A 16490-nucleotide genomic window follows, 5' to 3' on the forward strand; every position below is an offset into this window, starting at 1 on the left:
CCGCGCCGCCTGAAAGATCGCCGCCGTTCCGCCCTACTGACGCGCGTTGCGCAGATTGGACGGCGCGCGTGCAGCCGAGAAGTTGCTGCGCCACGGATTGATGTCGAGGCCGCCGCGACGCGTGTAGCGCGCATAAACCGCGAGTTTTTGCGGACGGCACTGACGCAGCACGTCGACGAAAATACGCTCCACGCATTGCTCGTGGAATTCGTTGTGCTCGCGGAAACCGATCAGGTATTTCAGCAGCGCCTCCTGATTGATCGGTGCGCCGACGTAATGGATCTGCACGCTGCCCCAATCCGGCTGGCCGGTGACCGGGCAGTTGGATTTGAGCAAATGCGAGAGTAGCGTTTCTTCGACGGTTGCTTCATCGTGATTGGCCGACAGCAGCGACGGATCCGGATGGTGATCGACGACTTCGATATCGAGGCGATCGAGCAACATGCCGCTGAGCTCGCCCATCTGCAATGCCGAAAACGCCCCCGGTTCGGTGGCCAGCGAATCGTTCAATGCCTTGACGTCGGCGCGTTGCTTGATGCCGGCTTCATTGACATTGCGCGTAACGATCTCTTGCAGATCCTTCGGCAGGCGTTCGAACGACTTCTTGTTGGCCAGGAACCAGAAACCATCCCACATGTGGTTGGTCATCGAGCAGTACTTCTGCACTTCGTACAGCTTGGCGGTCGAGATGATCGCCATCGGATTCTCCTGGCCTTCGACGATCTTGGTCTGCAGCGGCCGCTGCCGACAGATCTTTCTGCAGCAAAGCGACCAACGCCTGCTGATCCTCAAGGCGGGTCTGGTTGAAGGAATTCAGATATAGCTTGAATGATTTCGACTCGATGATGTTGGGCGAGTCGGCCTGGATCATGAAGGTGGCGATCGCGATTTGCGGCTTGCCGCGCTGGTTCAGCCACGACACTTCGTACGCATTCCAGATGTCGACGCCGAAGAACGGCAGCGTACCGGTCACGCCCAGTTCGTCGCGCTTGGGCTGGCGCGGGATCGGGAACAGCAATGCCGGATCGTAGACGTCCGGATAGGCGGACGACTTGCCCAGCGGCGAGGTGTCGGGGGAATTGTTGGTGTTAGCGTGGTTCATGGTCTTGCATCCTTCGTGCTTCTGAAATCGTATTGCGTCCTCGGCAGCGTCAGCCCAGGAACAGTTTGTACAGCGGGTTCTTGCTTTCATCCCAATGGCGATAGCCGAGGTTGTCGAGGAAGGCGCGGAAGGTCTTCATTTCCTTCTTCGGCACCTGCAGGCCGACCAGGATGCGTCCCACGTCGCCGCCCTGGTTGCGGTAATGGAACAGGCTGATGTTCCAGTTCGGATTCATGGTGCTGAGAAAGCGCATCAGCGCACCCGGACGCTCGGGGAATTCAAAGCGATACAGCAGTTCGTCCTGCGCCAGCGAACTCTTGCCGCCGACCAGATGGCGGATGTGCACCTTGGCCAGTTCGTCGTGGGTCAGGTCGAGCGTGCCGAAGCCGTTCTTCTCGAACGTCTTGGCGATCCTGGCCGGTTCGTCGGCGCTGCTGGTCTGGATGCCGACGAAGATGTGGGCCGATTTGGCGTCGCTGATGCGGTAGTTGAATTCGGTCACGTTGCGCGGGCCGACCACTTCGCAGAAGCGCTTGAAGCTGCCGTGTTCTTCGGGAATCGTCACGGCGAACACCGCTTCGCGCGCCTCGCCGACGTCGGCCATTTCAGCGACGAAGCGCAGGCGGTCGAAGTTCATGTTGGCGCCGCAGGCAATGGTGATCAGGGATTGATTCCTGATCGGCTTCTTGCTGTTCTTGGCGCGTTCGATGTAGGCCTTGGCGCCGGCCACGGCCAGCGCGCCGGCCGGCTCGACGATGCTGCGCGTGTCCTGGAAGATATCCTTGATCGCGGTGCACACGGCGTCGGTGTCGACCAGGATGATGTCGTCCACCAGTTGGCGTGTGATGCGGAAGGTTTCTTCGCCGACCAGCTTGACGGCGGTGCCGTCCGAGAACAGGCCGACGTCGGGCAGGGTGATGCGGCGGCCGGCCTTGATGCTGCGCGCCGCCGCCGCCGATGGCGACAAAAATGGCGTGGATCGGATCGGCATGCTGGCGCAGGATTTCCATGCCGACGGTGCCCTGGCCGGCGATGACATAAGGGTCGTCGAAGGGATGGACGAAGGTCAGCTTGAGTTTCTTTTCCAGCGTCAGCGCATGATTGTAGGCGTCGGTGAACGAGTCGCCGAACAATACGACTTCACCGCCGCGGCCCTTGACGGCTTCGATCTTGACGGATGGCGTGGTGGTCGGCATCACGATCACGGCGCGGCAGCCTAGCTTGGCTGCCGACAGCGCGACGCCTTGCGCATGGTTGCCGGCGGATGCGCAGATCACGCCGCGCTTGAGTTGCGCCGGCGGCAGATGCGCCATCTTGTTATAGGCGCCGCGCAGCTTGAAACTGAATACGCTCTGCATGTCTTCACGTTTGAAGTAAATCCGGTTTTCCATCCGTTGCGACAGCGTGTTCGCAATTTCCAGCGGCGTTTCCATGGCAACGTCGTAGACACGGGCGGTAAGGATTTTTTGCAGATAGTCGGTGGTCATAGTCAGCTAGAGGCACGGTTGGCGCAGTTCGGGACTGCGATTCTCACGCTGTTTTCCGATGGCAGATCGGGAAACGCAGGGGCGCGGCGAACTGATCATTATAATGGAGGCGACTGACAGGCTTATATCCGCATGCGGATGCAGCATAGGAAGCACCGGTTTTTGCCGGCTTGAAGAATTCGCTTTTGCTGTCATCTGCAGTCAAACAGCGCGAATGCGCGTCAATTTTCTCCCACCACTCCTTCTTATCCGGTCTGCATGATTGAATCCGCCATTTTGTGGTTGCTGAACTTCCTTGCCGTACCGACCGTCGGGCTGACGTCGGTATTTTTCATCAGCTTCATCTCGGCGACATTGCTGCCGCTCGGCTCGGAGCCGGCCGTGTTTGCCGTCATCAAGGCCAATGGCGACATGTTCTGGCCGGTCATCCTGGTGGCCACGGTCGGCAATACGCTGGGGGGAATGGTGGACTACTGGATGGGATACGGCGCCAAGCAGACCTTTGCGCGTGAACGCAGCAGCCGCTGGTTTCACTGGCTCGAACGCTTCGGCCCCAAGACCATGCTGCTGGCCTGGCTGCCGGGCGTCGGCGATCCGATCTGCACGCTGGCCGGCTGGTTGAGGCTGCCGTTCTGGCCGTCGGTGTTTTACATGATGGTAGGGAAGTTCCTGCGCTACCTGTTCATGACCTGGCTGCTGCTTAACGTGCCGGATGGTTTCTGGCGCAGCATCGCGCACTGGTTAGCCTAATAGCGTATCGAGCAGCATCATCGTTACGAAGCCGGCCAGCAGGCCGAGCGTGGCTTGGGTTTCATGGCCTTGCCGGTGCGATTCCGGAATCACCTCGTGGCTGATTACGAACAGCATCGCGCCGCCTGCACCGGCCAGAGCCCACGGCAAGGCGGTGGCCGACACGCCTGTGGCCAGCGCGCCGAGCACGCCGCCGATCGGTTCCACCAGCCCGGACAAGACGCCGGCGCCAATTAAAGGAGGCCGCCGCCGCCGATGGCGACAAAAATGGCGTGGATCGGATCGGCATGCTGGCGCAGGATTTCCATGCCGACGGTGCCCTGGCCGGCGATGACATAAGGGTCGTCGAAGGGATGGACGAAGGTCAGCTTGAGTTTCTTTTCCAGCGTCAGCGCATGATTGTAGGCGTCGGTGAACGAGTCGCCGAACAATACGACTTCACCGCCGCGGCCCTTGACGGCTTCGATCTTGACGGATGGCGTGGTGGTCGGCATCACGATCACGGCGCGGCAGCCTAGCTTGGCTGCCGACAGCGCGACGCCTTGCGCATGGTTGCCGGCGGATGCGCAGATCACGCCGCGCTTGAGTTGCGCCGGCGGCAGATGCGCCATCTTGTTATAGGCGCCGCGCAGCTTGAAACTGAATACGCTCTGCATGTCTTCACGTTTGAAGTAAATCCGGTTTTCCATCCGTTGCGACAGCGTGTTCGCAATTTCCAGCGGCGTTTCCATGGCAACGTCGTAGACACGGGCGGTAAGGATTTTTTGCAGATAGTCGGTGGTCATAGTCAGCTAGAGGCACGGTTGGCGCAGTTCGGGACTGCGATTCTCACGCTGTTTTCCGATGGCAGATCGGGAAACGCAGGGGCGCGGCGAACTGATCATTATAATGGAGGCGACTGACAGGCTTATATCCGCATGCGGATGCAGCATAGGAAGCACCGGTTTTTGCCGGCTTGAAGAATTCGCTTTTGCTGTCATCTGCAGTCAAACAGCGCGAATGCGCGTCAATTTTCTCCCACCACTCCTTCTTATCCGGTCTGCATGATTGAATCCGCCATTTTGTGGTTGCTGAACTTCCTTGCCGTACCGACCGTCGGGCTGACGTCGGTATTTTTCATCAGCTTCATCTCGGCGACATTGCTGCCGCTCGGCTCGGAGCCGGCCGTGTTTGCCGTCATCAAGGCCAATGGCGACATGTTCTGGCCGGTCATCCTGGTGGCCACGGTCGGCAATACGCTGGGGGGAATGGTGGACTACTGGATGGGATACGGCGCCAAGCAGACCTTTGCGCGTGAACGCAGCAGCCGCTGGTTTCACTGGCTCGAACGCTTCGGCCCCAAGACCATGCTGCTGGCCTGGCTGCCGGGCGTCGGCGATCCGATCTGCACGCTGGCCGGCTGGTTGAGGCTGCCGTTCTGGCCGTCGGTGTTTTACATGATGGTAGGGAAGTTCCTGCGCTACCTGTTCATGACCTGGCTGCTGCTTAACGTGCCGGATGGTTTCTGGCGCAGCATCGCGCACTGGTTAGCCTAATAGCGTATCGAGCAGCATCATCGTTACGAAGCCGGCCAGCAGGCCGAGCGTGGCTTGGGTTTCATGGCCTTGCCGGTGCGATTCCGGAATCACCTCGTGGCTGATTACGAACAGCATCGCGCCGCCTGCACCGGCCAGAGCCCACGGCAAGGCGGTGGCCGACACGCCTGTGGCCAGCGCGCCGAGCACGCCGCCGATCGGTTCCACCAGCCCGGACAAGACGCCGGCGCCGGCCGACTTCCACGGTGAATAACCGAGCGTGCGCAAGGCCAGCGCCACCACCAGTCCTTCCGGAATGTCCTGGATGCCGATGCCGGTGGCCAGCGCAATCGCCTTGCCCATGTCGTCGCCGCCGAAACCCACGCCGATCGCCAGGCCTTCGGGAAAATTGTGGATCGTCACCGCCATCACGAACATCCAGATGCGGCTGGTGCGCATGGTCTGGATCGCCGGATGGGGTGCGATGAAATGCTGGTGCGGGATCAGATGATTGATCGCCAGCACGAACAGGCCGCCGAGCATGATGCCGGTGGCGGTCAGCAACACCGCGCCGGTTTTTTCATAACCCAGCGCTTGCGCCTGGTTCATGGCGGGAATGATCAGCGAAAACACGCTCGCGGCCAGCATGATGCCGCCGCCGTAACCGAGCAGGACGTCTTGCGTACGTTCGGAAATGCGCCGCGTGAACAGCACGCCGAGGGCGCCCAAGGCAGTCAGTCCGGCTGCTGCGGACGAGCCGAGCAGCGCCATCTTGACTTCGGGATGGGTCAGGAAAAACGCCTGCAGGCTTTCGTAGGATTTGACCAGGACGAACACCAGCGCGACCGCCAGCATGGCGATCTGGCGCAGGCGCAGGCCGGCCCAGAATCCCGGGTGGGAAGGAGCGGGAGCGGCTGCGGGTGTCGGTTCGACAGGGAATTGTTCGCGCAATTGGGCTTGTATCATGGCAGTCATCCTCGGGATCGGATTGGCGGATGGCTGTCCTAAGCCTTGCACTCGGCATATTCGGCGAGGGTGATGGCTAGATTTTCCAGAATTTCGGTAATCAATAATTGCAACATAGCATTCTCCATGGACCAAGGAAAGGACGCGATAAGCATCTCGATACCTAATGATAAATTTATTCAATCAATATATAAAAATTGATTGTATTTATTGATTCAATAGGGAGGCGCCATGTTGCAATGCGGAAATCACGTCAATTGTAGCGATTTTTCGCAAATAAGAACCATTTCTCATTGTTCTTCCAAAAGTAAGGGCATTCCCTCGCGAGGGACGGCAATAAGATAAAATGCATATCCGGCAGCAGATTTTTTCCCAAAATTAATGAACGCCCCCGCAAAAATCCAGGCTTTGCTCACTGACGCACCGCAGGGTGCCAGCCCCACGCGCTTGCGCGAAATTCCGTACAACTACACCTCGTTCTCCGACCGCGAAATCGTGATCCGCCTGTTGGGCGAAGACGCGTGGCGCGTGCTCGACGAGTTGCGCAGCAAGCGCCAGACCGGTCGATCCGCACGCATGCTGTATGAGGTGCTGGGCGACATCTGGGTGGTGCGCCGCAACCCGTATCTGCAGGACGACATGCTGGACAATCCCAAGCGTCGCGCTGCATTGATCGAAGCCTTGCACCATCGCCTGGCCGAAGTGGACAAGCGCCGCATCGACGTCAACCAGTCTGAATCGGGCGATGCCGCCGCTGCCGATAGTGCGCGCCGCAGCGCCAATGTCGAGCTGCTGATCAAGGCGGCGCGCAAAGCCATCGCTGATTTCGGTGAAGAATTCAAGCACACCTACGACCTGCGCAAGCGCGCCACCAAGGTTCTGGGTCGCTATACCGCCAAGGACAACATCAAGTTCGACGGCCTGTCGCGCGTCTCGCACGTAACCGACGCCACCGACTGGCGCGTCGAATATCCGTTCGTCGTGCTCACGCCCGACAGCGAAGACGAGATGGCCGGCCTGGTCAAGGCCTGTATCGAACTCGGCCTGACCATCATCCCGCGCGGCGGCGGCACCGGTTATACCGGCGGCGCGATTCCGCTGACGCCGATGTCGGCCGTCATCAATACCGAAAAGCTGGAACAGCTCGGCGCCGTCGAGATGGAAGTCTTGCCTGGACTGGACAAGCCGTACGCGACGATTTATTCGGGCGCTGGCGTGGTCACCAAGCGCGTCTCCGATGCCGCTGAAAAAGCCGGCTTCGTGTTCGCGGTGGATCCGACTTCGGCCGAAGCTTCATGCATCGGCGGCAACGTCGCCATGAACGCCGGCGGCAAGAAGGCCGTGTTGTGGGGCACCGCGCTCGACAACCTGGCCAGCTGGCGCATGGTCGATCCGCAGGGCGACTGGCTCGAAGTCACACGCCTGGATCACAACCTCGGCAAGATCCACGACGTCGAACTGGCGAGCTTCAAGCTCGAGTGGTCGCATCCCGGCGAAAAGGGCCAGAAGACCGAAGTCTTCAAAACCGAGATCCTCGAGATCGCCGGCCGCAAGTTCCGCAAAGAAGGCCTGGGCAAGGACGTCACCGACAAATTCCTGTCGGGTTTGCCCGGTATTCAGAAAGAAGGTTGCGACGGCCTGATCACCTCGGCGCGCTGGATCCTGCACAAGATGCCGAAGCAGACGCGCACCGTCTGCCTCGAATTCTTCGGCCAGGCGCGCGATGCGATTCCGTCGATCGTCGAAATCAAGAACTACCTCGACGCCGAAACCAAAAAGGGCGGCGCCATCCTGGCCGGCCTGGAGCATCTGGACGAACGCTACCTGCGCGCGGTCGGCTACGCCACCAAATCCAAACGCGGCGTGCTGCCGAAGATGGTGCTGATCGGCGACATCGTCGGCGACGACGAAAACGCCGTGGCGCAAGCCGCCTCGGAAGTGATCCGCATGGCCAACAATCGCGTCGGCGAAGGCTTCGTCGCGATCAGCCCGGAAGCGCGCAAGAAGTTCTGGCTCGACCGTTCGCGCACCGCCGCCATCGCCAAGCACACCAACGCCTTCAAGATCAATGAAGACGTAGTGATTCCGCTGCCGCGCATGGGTGAGTACACCGACGGCATCGAGCGCATCAATATCGAACTGTCGATCAAGAACAAGCTGCAATTCCTGGACGAGCTCAATGCTTTCTTCGTCAAGGGCAACCTGCCGCTGGGCAAGAGCGACGATGCCGAAGGCGAAGACATTCCCGCTGCGGAAATGCTGGAAGATCGTGTACACCAGGCCGAAGAACTGATCGCCAGGACCCAGGCGCGCTGGAGCTACCTGCTGGCCAATCTCGACAAGCCGCTGACCGTGGCGAAGGGAGAAATGGCCGCGCTGGGTCTCGACAAGCTGTTGCCGGTGTTCGACCAGCGCCTGCTCGACCAGCCTGACGCCAACGTGTTTCACGTCGTGCAGGACCGCACCGTGCGTGTATCGTGGAAGCAGGAAGTGCGCGCGCAATTACGCCAGATTTTCAGCGGCGGTGCGTTCAAGCTGATTCTCGAAGAATGCAATGCGGTTCACAAGCGCGTATTGCGCGGCCGTGTGTTCGTGGCGCTGCACATGCATGCCGGCGACGGCAACGTGCACACCAACTTGCCCGTCAACTCCGATCACTACCAGATGCTGCAGGACGCCCACGAAGCCGTGGCGCGCATCATGACGCTGGCGCGTTCGCTGGACGGCGTGATTTCCGGCGAGCACGGCATCGGCATCACCAAGCTGGAGTTCCTGACCGAAGATGAAATCAGCGAATTCCGCGACTACAAATTGCGCGTCGATCCGGAAGGCCGTTTCAACAAGGGCAAGCTGCTGAACCTGCCAGGTTTTGAGGCCGACCTGAGCAACGCCTATACGCCGTCCTTCGGGTTGATGGGGCACGAATCGCTGATCATGCAGCAGAGCGATATCGGCGCCATCGCCAACAGCGTCAAGGACTGCCTGCGTTGCGGCAAGTGCAAACCGGTGTGCGCGACACACGTGCCGCGCGCGAACCTGCTGTACTCGCCGCGCAATAAGATCCTGGCCACCTCGTTGCTGGTCGAAGCCTTCGTGTCGATCAAGCATTGGGAAGAATTCGAAGACGTCGCCGACCATTGCACCGTCTGCCACAAGTGCGTGACGCCATGCCCGGTCGACATCGACTTCGGCGACGTCTCGATGAACATGCGCAATCTGCTGCGCAAGATGGGCAAGAAGTCGTTCAACCCGGGCACGGCGACGGCGATGTTCTTCCTCAACGCCACCGATCCGGCCACCATCAATGCCACGCGCAAGGTGATGACCGACTGGGGCTTCAAGGCGCAACGTCTGGGCAACGACATCTTCAAGAAGTTCGCCCGGAAGCAGACCCAAAAACCTGCGGCCACGGTCGGCAAGGCGCCGATCAAGGAGCAGGTGATTCACTTCATCAACAAGAAGATGCCGGGCAACCTGCCGAAGAAGACCGCGCGCGCACTGCTCGACATCGAAGACGACAAGATCGTGCCGATCATCCGCGATCCGAAGACCACCACGGCGGAAACCGAAGCGGTGTTCTACTTCCCGGGTTGCGGTTCGGAGCGTTTGTTCTCGCAAGTCGGCCTCGCCACGCAGGCGATGCTGTGGAACGTCGGCGTGCAGACCGTATTGCCGCCGGGTTACCTGTGCTGCGGTTATCCGCAACGCGGCAGCGGCGATTTCGACAAGGCCGAGAAGATCATCACCGACAACCGCGTGCTGTTCCATCGCATGGCCAACACGCTGAATTATCTCGACATCAAGACCGTCGTGGTGTCTTGCGGCACCTGCTATGACCAGTTGCAGGGGTATGAATTCGAAAAGATATTCCCGGGCTGCCGCATCATCGACATCCACGAATATCTGCTGGAAAAGGGCGTGCGCCTGGAAGGCGTCACCGGTACCCGTTACATGTACCACGATCCCTGCCACAGTCCGATGAAGTTGCAGGATCCGCTGAAGACCGTCAACTCGCTGATCACCACCATCGACGCGCAAAAGATCGAGAAGAACGATCGCTGCTGCGGCGAGTCGGGCACCTTCGGCGTGAGCCGTCCGGATGTGTCGACCCAGGTGCGCTTCCGCAAGGAAGAAGAGATGCGCAAGGGCGCCGACAAGGTGCGCGCCGACGGCTTCGACGGCGACGTCAAGATCCTGACCTCGTGCCCGTCGTGCTTCCAGGGTTTGTCGCGCTACAACGAAGATTCGGGCACTACCGCCGATTACATCGTGGTCGAAATGGCCAAGCACCTGCTCGGCGAAAACTGGTTGCCTGACTACGTGGCCCGCGCCAACAACGGCGGCATTGAACGCGTGCTGGTGTAAGCATGAGCATGGCGAACGCTTGCGATTTGTGCGACGGCGACGGCGGCGAGCTGCTGTTCAACAACGGCAGCTTGCGCGTCGTGCTGGTCGACGAGCCGGCGTATCCCGGTTTCTGCCGCGTCATCTGGAACGGCCACGTCAAGGAAATGACCGACCTCGCGCCGGCGGATCGCAGCGCCGTGATGTCCGCGGTGTGGGCGGTTGAAACGGCCGTGCGCGAAGTCATGCAGCCGGAAAAAATGAACGTCGCCAGCCTCGGCAACATGACCCCGCACGTGCACTGGCATGTGATCCCGCGCTTCACCGACGACCGTCATTTCCCCAGCCCGGTGTGGGCTGAGCCACGCCGGCCCGCTGACGCCGCCAGCATTGCAGCACGTCGCGCACGGCTGCCGCAGCTGCGCGAGGCGGTGCGCCGGCAGCTCGATGCGGCGGGTTTGACGGCCTGATCTGCACCTGCAGTCCCGGTCTGGAATGACCTGGCCGGGCTTGCGTTTCCTCTCACGAATTTCACAAGGGAGAGCCCATGAGCGCCCCGTCTTCTCCGGTTCCCGTTTCCTTCAAGGTGCGCAAGCTCTCGCGCGTGGTCGAAGTCGAGTTCGATGATGGCGTGATGTATGCGCTGCCTTTCGAGCTCATGCGGGTCTATTCGCCCTCGGCCGAAGTGCGCGGCCACGGTCACGGGCAGGAAACCCTGCAGACCGGCAAGCGTGAAGTGGGCATCGTGGGCGTCGAACCTGTCGGCAATTACGGCATCAAACCGATATTCTCGGATGAACATTCCAGCGGCATTTTCACCTGGGAGTATCTCTATCAACTGGGACGCGACCAGGATGCGATGTGGGAAGCCTATCTGCAAAAACTGGAAGCGGCGGGTTTCACGCGCGAAAGCGGCCGCGATCAGGACATGAGTTCGGCCGGCGGCAGCGCCTGCGGTCACCATCATTGAGCTCCGCGAGCCTCGCTTTATAATGTCGCCTTCTTTGTATTCCTTATTTCAGGTTGCCACATGACCAACACTACCCACTTCGGTTATCAGACTGTTTCGGAAGACGACAAGGTGCATAAAGTCGCCGAAGTCTTCCATTCCGTCGCCGCCAAGTACGACGTCATGAACGACTTCATGTCGGCCGGCCTGCACCGGATCTGGAAGGCGTTCACGATCGCCCAGGCGGGTGTGCGTCCCGGCTTCAAGGTACTCGACATCGCGGGCGGCACGGGCGACCTGTCCAAGGCCTTCGCCAAACAGGCCGGTCCGAACGGCGAAGTCTGGCTGACCGACATCAACGAATCGATGCTGCGGGTGGGCCGCGACCGCCTATTGAATAAGGGCATCCCGACCCCCACCTTGTTGTGCGACGCGGAGAAGCTGCCTTTTCCGGACAACTACTTCGATCGCGTGTCGGTGGCCTTCGGCCTGCGCAACATGACCCACAAGGACATTGCCCTGTCGGAAATGCGCCGCGTGCTGAAACCGGGCGGCAAGCTGTTGGTGCTGGAGTTTTCCAAAGTGTGGGAACCGCTGAAGAAGCCGTACGACGTCTATTCCTTCTCGGTGCTGCCATGGCTGGGACAGAAAGTCGCCAATGACGCCGAAAGCTACCGTTATCTGGCTGAATCGATCCGCATGCATCCGGATCAGGAAACGCTGAAGAAGATGATGGAAGACGTTGGTCTTGAGCGTGTGCAGTATTACAACCTGACTGCGGGCGTCGCCGCCTTGCATACGGGTATCAAACTCTAAGCCTTGGGCTTGAGATAATCTGTGTAGGAGCTTGTGTGAAAAAATTCTTCGTCATTCTTATGCTGGCAGTGACGGCCATGACCGTCGCGATGTCGGGCGCTGAAGCCAGGCGTCTCGGCGGCGGCGGCTCGATCGGCAAACAGTCCTCGAGCGCCAGCCGTCAGGCGCAGAGCCCTGCCCCGATGCAGCAGAACCAGGCTGCCGCCGCCAAGCCGGCCGCCCCTGCGGCGGCTCCGGCTGCCGCCGCTGCCAAGCCGAGCATGTGGAAGGGTCTGCTGGGTGGCGCGCTGCTGGGCCTGGGCCTGGGCGCGTTGCTGTCGCACTTCGGCATGGGCGGCGCCATGGCAAGCATGTTGAGCACCATCCTGATGGTGGCGCTGCTGGCGTTCGTGGCAATGTTCCTGTTCCGCATGTTCACGCGCAAGAGTGGTGGCAATACGGGCAGCGCCGGCAATAACGGCTTCACGCCGCAGCCGGCCTACGCCAGCGCGCCCGAACCAGCGGTATATACGCCTGAAATCGGTTCGCGCATCGAGCCGGTCGGCGTGCAAGCGCCTGCCTCGCTGCAAGGCAATAACGAATTCGGTTCGTCTGCGGCTGCCGCAGCCAATGCGCCGATCATCCCGTGGGGCATCCCGGCGGACTTCGACGTGGCCGGCTTCGTGCGCAGCGGCAAGACCTATTTCATCCGCTTGCAAGCAGCGTGGGACAGGGGCGACATCAATGACATCCGCGAATTCACCACGCCGGAAATGTTCGGCGAGCTGCGCCTGCAGCTGCAGGAGCGCGGCAGCGTCGCCAACAATACCGACGTCGTGCAGATCGACGGCGAACTGCTCGGCATTGAAACGCTCGAGCACGATTACCTGGCGACCATCAAGTTCACCGGCCTGATCAAGGAAGCGCCGGACGCCTCGGCGGAACCGTTTGCGGAAATCTGGAATCTGTCCAAGCCGGTCAACGGCGCGGGCGGCTGGGTGCTGGCAGGTATCCAGCAGGTGTAAGCATCCTGTTGCCGGGCCTGCGACTTACTGAGCAGCGCCAAGAACTGTTAAACTTGAAACCGCCCGACATCCCTCGGGCGGTTTTCTTTTTTGATGCCGCGAACTCCCATGCTCTCTTCCCTCTTGCGTCCAGCTGCCGCCGTCATCAACCATTTGCTCGCGCAAGAACCGTGGGCGCAGGCGAGGCTCATTGCCCATCGCGACAAGACCGCCTGTATCGATGCCGGCGTGGCGCAATTGATGCTGACCGTCACCGGCGACGGCTTTCTCAAGAATGCCGACGACAATGCCGTGCCCGCCGTGACCATCCACTTGAAGTTGTCTGATTTGCCACTGATCCTGGCCAACCGCGAGCGCGCCGTGTCCTACGTCCGGATCGAAGGCGACGCCGACTTCGCCAATGCCATTTCCCAGCTGAGCCAGTCGCTGCGCTGGGATGCGGAAGAAGACCTCGGCAAGGTGGTCGGCGACATCGCCGCCACGCGCATCGTGTCCGGCGCCAGGTCGATGGCCGCTGCGGCGCAGACCACGCAAAAACAACTCGCCGAAAATGTCGCCGAATACTTCCTGGAAGAACAACCGATGCTGATCCGCCCGCACGTCATGAATGAATTTTCCAGCGAGGTCGTCAAGCTGCGCGACGATCTGGAGCGCTTGTCCAAACGGATAGAGAAACTGGAGCGCCGCTGATGTTCTTGCGTTCCCTGCGTCTGTTCAAGATCGTGCGCGTGGCGATACGCTACGGCCTCGATGAAATCGCGATCTCCGGCTTCGACACGCCGCGCATTACTGCGCCGCGCGCTGGAAGACCTCGGTCCGATCTTCGTCAAGTTCGGCCAGGTGTTGTCGACGCGGCGCGACTTGCTGCCGCTGGATATCGCCGATGAACTGACACGCCTGCAGGACCGCGTGCCGCCGTTCGATTCCGACCTCGCGATTGCCCAGATCGAGAAGTCGCTGGGCGCGCATCCCGATGTGTTGTTCGCCAGCTTCGACCGCACCCCGATTGCGTCCGCTTCCATCGCGCAAGTCCACTTCGCCACCTTGAAAGACGGCACCGAAGTTGCCGTGAAGGTCTTGCGTCCCGGCATGCGCAGCACGATCGACCACGATATCGGCCTGATGCATATTGCCGCCGACTGGGTCGAGCGTCTGTGGGCCGACGGCCGCCGGCTCAAGGCCAAGGAAGTGGTGGGCGAGTTCGACAAATACCTGCACGACGAGCTCGACCTGATGCGCGAGGCCGCGAACGCCAGCCAGCTGCGCCGCAACTTCGCCAACTCCGATCTGCTGATGGTGCCCGAGATGTACTGGGACTATTGTTCCTCGTCGGTGATCGTGATGGAACGCATGCACGGCATTCCGATCGGGCAGACCGAGCGTCTGCAGGCGGAGGGCGTGGACCTGAGCAAGCTCTCGCGCGACGGCGTCGAGATCTTTTTCACGCAGGTGTTCCGCGACGGCTTCTTCCATGCCGACATGCATCCGGGGAATATCCTGGTGTCGACTGCGCCGGCCACCTTCGGCCGCTACATCGCGCTTGATTTCGGCATCGTCGGGACATTGACCGACTTCGACAAGGATTACCTGTCGCAGAATTTCCTGGCGTTCTTCCAGCGCGATTACAAGCGCGTCGCCGAAGCGCACATCGAATCCGGCTGGGCGCCGAAAGACACGCGCGTCGACGAACTTGAAGCCGCCGTGCGCGCCTGCTGTGAGCCGATCTTCGACCGACCGCTGAAAGACATCTCGTTTGGCCAGGTGCTGTTGCGCCTGTTCCAGACTTCGCGTCGTTTCAACGTCGAAGTGCAACCGCAACTGGTGCTCCTGCAAAAGACGCTGCTTAACGTTGAAGGTCTCGGCCGCCAGCTCGATCCCGAACTCGATTTGTGGAAAACCGCGAAACCGTATCTGGAACGCTGGATGAACGAACAGATCGGCTGGCGCGGTTTCATCCAGCAGCTCAAAGTCGAAGTACCGCGCTACAGTCGTTTGTTGCCGCAGTTGCCGCGCCTGGCGCATCAGGCGCTGACGATGGCCACCGAAGGCGGCAGGCATGAGCAGAACGCCGACTTGCTCAGGAAACTGGTGGCCGAACAGCGCCGCACCAATCTGCTGCTGGGCGTGATCGTGTATTTCGGCGGCGGCCTGATCGGCGGAATCATCGTGGTGCAGGTGTTGCTGCACTTCTTGCGGTACTGATGCATGCAAAAATAAAAACAGGGACGGAACAGGAATGACAGCCGCACAGGCCCCATCGCGCGCACATTGGTTGCCGTTCATCGTGGCGGCAACGTTCTTCATGGAATACCTCGACACCACCATCATCGCGACGGCCTTGCCGCAGATGGCGCAGGCCTTCAAGGTCGGACCGAATGAACTGAGCCTGGGCATGACCGCCTACATGCTGACGCTGGCGGTGTTCATCCCGATCAGCGGCTGGATCGCCGATCGCCTTGGTTCGCGAACGGTGTTTGCTTCGGCGATCGTGATCTTCACGCTGGCGTCGGTGCTGTGCGGGATTTCCGGCAACGTCCTTGAATTCACCGCAGCGCGTATTTTGCAAGGCATGGGCGGCGCGCTGATGGTGCCGGTCGGTCGCCTGATCGTGGTGCGCAACACCAGCAAGGACAAGTTGATGAAGGCGATCTCGACGATCACCTGGCCGGCGATCGTGGCGCCGGTCGTGGGGCCGTCGCTGGGCGGTTTCATCACCACCTATTTTTCCTGGCACTGGATTTTCCTGATCAACGTGCCGTTCGGCATCGCGGCACTGATCGCGGTGCTCGGCATCGTCCCCAACGAGCGCGGCAGCCAGCGCAAGCCGCTGGACATGGTCGGCTTCTTCCTCAGCGGCGCCGCCTTGACTTCACTCCTGTATGGCACCGAACTGGCCAGCCACACCGAAACCAATTTGCTGGTCGCGCTGCTGTTCGTCGTCGGCGGCATCGTGCTTGGGGTGTTCTCGTATCGCCACGGCATGCGTCGTGAACATCCGCTGCTCGACTATTCGACGCTCAAGGTGCCGACATTCAACGTGACCGTCGTCGCCGGTTCGTTCACGCGCATCGGCATCGAGGCAGTGCCGTATCTGTTGCCGCTGTTGTTCCAGATCGGCTTCGGTTTGTCGGCTTTCCATTCCGGCTTGCTGTTGCTGGCCAGCGCATTGGGTAACCTCGGCATGAAGATGTTCACTACGCGCGTGTTGCAGCGTTTCGGCTTCCGTCGCGTGGCGCTGAATAACGCGGTGATTGCCGGCGTATTCGTGTTGGCGTGCGGACTGCTCACCGCAACCACGCCGGTGCCGGTGGTGCTGATGACGATCTTCATCTACGGCCTGTCGCGCTCGATGCAGTTCACCACGCTGGCGACCCTGGCGTATGCCGATGTCAGCGAAGCGCAAAAGAGCGCGGCTTCCACCTTGTGGAGCGTGGCGCAACAGATGACCATCGGCATGGGGATCGCATTTGGCGCGCTGGCTTTGCGGGTGGCGTCGTATTTCAATGGCGGCGCCGACGTTGTAGAGGATCTTGTAGGTCATGTTGACGTTGGCCGCCA

General features: G+C 60.6%; 12 protein-coding genes and 4 pseudogenes. 10 read left to right on the forward strand and 6 right to left on the reverse strand.

Features of this window, described 5'->3' with window-relative positions:
* Positions 1-33 precede the first annotated feature (33 nt).
* From HLUSI_RS33540 to ilvA, 3 genes and pseudogenes are all read right to left on the reverse strand, one after another.
* Positions 34-699, reverse strand: coding sequence for a hypothetical protein (locus HLUSI_RS33540; RefSeq protein WP_085943991.1), 666 nt, complete (start codon positions 697-699; stop codon positions 34-36).
* Between the two features lie 18 nt (positions 700-717).
* A pseudogene (locus HLUSI_RS26950) lies at positions 718-1102 on the reverse strand (NADPH-dependent 7-cyano-7-deazaguanine reductase QueF); the annotation flags it as partial.
* Between the two features lie 49 nt (positions 1103-1151).
* Positions 1152-2589, reverse strand: a pseudogene (gene ilvA, locus HLUSI_RS26955) (threonine ammonia-lyase, biosynthetic).
* A 258-nt stretch (positions 2590-2847) separates the two neighbouring features.
* Here ilvA and HLUSI_RS0104560 point away from each other — a divergent pair.
* Positions 2848-3339 (forward strand): YqaA family protein, encoded by a 492-nt coding sequence (locus tag HLUSI_RS0104560; protein WP_016832856.1) that lies wholly within the window; start codon positions 2848-2850, stop codon positions 3337-3339.
* Here the strand turns inward: HLUSI_RS0104560 and HLUSI_RS0104565 are convergent.
* Together HLUSI_RS0104565 and HLUSI_RS0104570 are read right to left on the reverse strand one after the other, a co-directional pair.
* A pseudogene (locus HLUSI_RS0104565) lies at positions 3331-3564 on the reverse strand (ZIP family metal transporter); the annotation flags it as partial. The gene HLUSI_RS0104560 and the pseudogene HLUSI_RS0104565 sit on opposite strands and share 9 nt — an antisense overlap.
* A gap of 11 nt (positions 3565-3575) precedes the next feature.
* A pseudogene (locus HLUSI_RS0104570) lies at positions 3576-4124 on the reverse strand (pyridoxal-phosphate dependent enzyme); the annotation flags it as partial.
* Between the two features lie 258 nt (positions 4125-4382).
* On the opposite strand from HLUSI_RS0104570, the gene HLUSI_RS0104575 reads away from it, so the two are divergent.
* Positions 4383-4874, forward strand: coding sequence for a YqaA family protein (locus HLUSI_RS0104575; protein WP_016832856.1), 492 nt, complete (start codon positions 4383-4385; stop codon positions 4872-4874).
* Here HLUSI_RS0104575 and HLUSI_RS0104580 read toward each other — a convergent pair.
* The gene (locus HLUSI_RS0104580) at positions 4866-5819 is read right to left on the reverse strand and encodes a ZIP family metal transporter (protein ID WP_083830842.1); all 954 of its coding nucleotides are present in this window, start codon (positions 5817-5819) and stop codon (positions 4866-4868) included. The two genes, HLUSI_RS0104575 and HLUSI_RS0104580, sit on opposite strands and share 9 nt — an antisense overlap.
* A gap of 381 nt (positions 5820-6200) precedes the next feature.
* Here HLUSI_RS0104580 and HLUSI_RS0104590 point away from each other — a divergent pair, with 381 nt between their 5' ends.
* From HLUSI_RS0104590 to HLUSI_RS26965, 8 genes are all read left to right on the forward strand, one after another.
* Entirely contained in the window at positions 6201-10184 is a 3984-nt protein-coding gene (locus tag HLUSI_RS0104590) for a DUF3683 domain-containing protein (RefSeq protein ID WP_016832860.1), read from the forward strand.
* 2 nt (positions 10185-10186) lie between these two features.
* A complete protein-coding gene (locus tag HLUSI_RS0104595) occupies positions 10187-10633 on the forward strand; it encodes an HIT family protein (protein WP_016832861.1) in 447 nt (148 codons plus the stop codon).
* Positions 10634-10710: 77 nt separating this feature from the next.
* On the forward strand, positions 10711-11133 hold the full coding sequence (locus HLUSI_RS0104600; RefSeq protein WP_016832862.1) for a gamma-butyrobetaine hydroxylase family protein: 423 nt from the start codon (positions 10711-10713) through the stop codon (positions 11131-11133).
* A 60-nt stretch (positions 11134-11193) separates the two neighbouring features.
* Positions 11194-11928: a bifunctional demethylmenaquinone methyltransferase/2-methoxy-6-polyprenyl-1,4-benzoquinol methylase UbiE gene (gene ubiE / locus HLUSI_RS0104605; protein ID WP_016832863.1), complete on the forward strand. Its 735-nt coding sequence runs from the start codon at positions 11194-11196 to the stop codon at positions 11926-11928.
* 35 nt (positions 11929-11963) lie between these two features.
* The gene (locus HLUSI_RS0104610) at positions 11964-12932 is read left to right on the forward strand and encodes a Tim44 domain-containing protein (protein WP_029363132.1); all 969 of its coding nucleotides are present in this window, start codon (positions 11964-11966) and stop codon (positions 12930-12932) included.
* Positions 12933-13040: 108 nt separating this feature from the next.
* Positions 13041-13622, forward strand: coding sequence for a ubiquinone biosynthesis accessory factor UbiJ (locus HLUSI_RS0104615; RefSeq protein WP_238533918.1), 582 nt, complete (start codon positions 13041-13043; stop codon positions 13620-13622).
* A 60-nt stretch (positions 13623-13682) separates the two neighbouring features.
* On the forward strand, positions 13683-15134 hold the full coding sequence (gene ubiB / locus HLUSI_RS26960; protein WP_016832866.1) for a ubiquinone biosynthesis regulatory protein kinase UbiB: 1452 nt from the start codon (positions 13683-13685) through the stop codon (positions 15132-15134).
* Positions 15135-15168: 34 nt separating this feature from the next.
* Positions 15169-16490, forward strand: a 1322-nt coding sequence (locus HLUSI_RS26965; protein WP_016832867.1) for a DHA2 family efflux MFS transporter permease subunit, incomplete at its 3' end; no start/stop codon positions are given.

The organism is Herbaspirillum lusitanum P6-12, from assembly GCF_000256565.1.
Taxonomy (GTDB): Bacteria; Pseudomonadota; Gammaproteobacteria; order Burkholderiales; family Burkholderiaceae_D; genus Herbaspirillum; species Herbaspirillum lusitanum.

Coding starts and splice junctions, on each gene's coding strand:
- HLUSI_RS33540 (WP_085943991.1), bottom strand. CDS start 699: ATGGCGATCATCTCGACCGCCAAGCTGTACGAAGTGCAGAAGTACTGC.
- HLUSI_RS0104560 (WP_016832856.1), top strand. CDS start 2,848: ATGATTGAATCCGCCATTTTGTGGTTGCTGAACTTCCTTGCCGTACCG.
- HLUSI_RS0104575 (WP_016832856.1), top strand. CDS start 4,383: ATGATTGAATCCGCCATTTTGTGGTTGCTGAACTTCCTTGCCGTACCG.
- HLUSI_RS0104580 (WP_083830842.1), bottom strand. CDS start 5,819: ATGATACAAGCCCAATTGCGCGAACAATTCCCTGTCGAACCGACACCC.
- HLUSI_RS0104590 (WP_016832860.1), top strand. CDS start 6,201: ATGAACGCCCCCGCAAAAATCCAGGCTTTGCTCACTGACGCACCGCAG.
- HLUSI_RS0104595 (WP_016832861.1), top strand. CDS start 10,187: ATGAGCATGGCGAACGCTTGCGATTTGTGCGACGGCGACGGCGGCGAG.
- HLUSI_RS0104600 (WP_016832862.1), top strand. CDS start 10,711: ATGAGCGCCCCGTCTTCTCCGGTTCCCGTTTCCTTCAAGGTGCGCAAG.
- ubiE (WP_016832863.1), top strand. CDS start 11,194: ATGACCAACACTACCCACTTCGGTTATCAGACTGTTTCGGAAGACGAC.
- HLUSI_RS0104615 (WP_238533918.1), top strand. CDS start 13,041: ATGCTCTCTTCCCTCTTGCGTCCAGCTGCCGCCGTCATCAACCATTTG.
- ubiB (WP_016832866.1), top strand. CDS start 13,683: ATGAAATCGCGATCTCCGGCTTCGACACGCCGCGCATTACTGCGCCGC.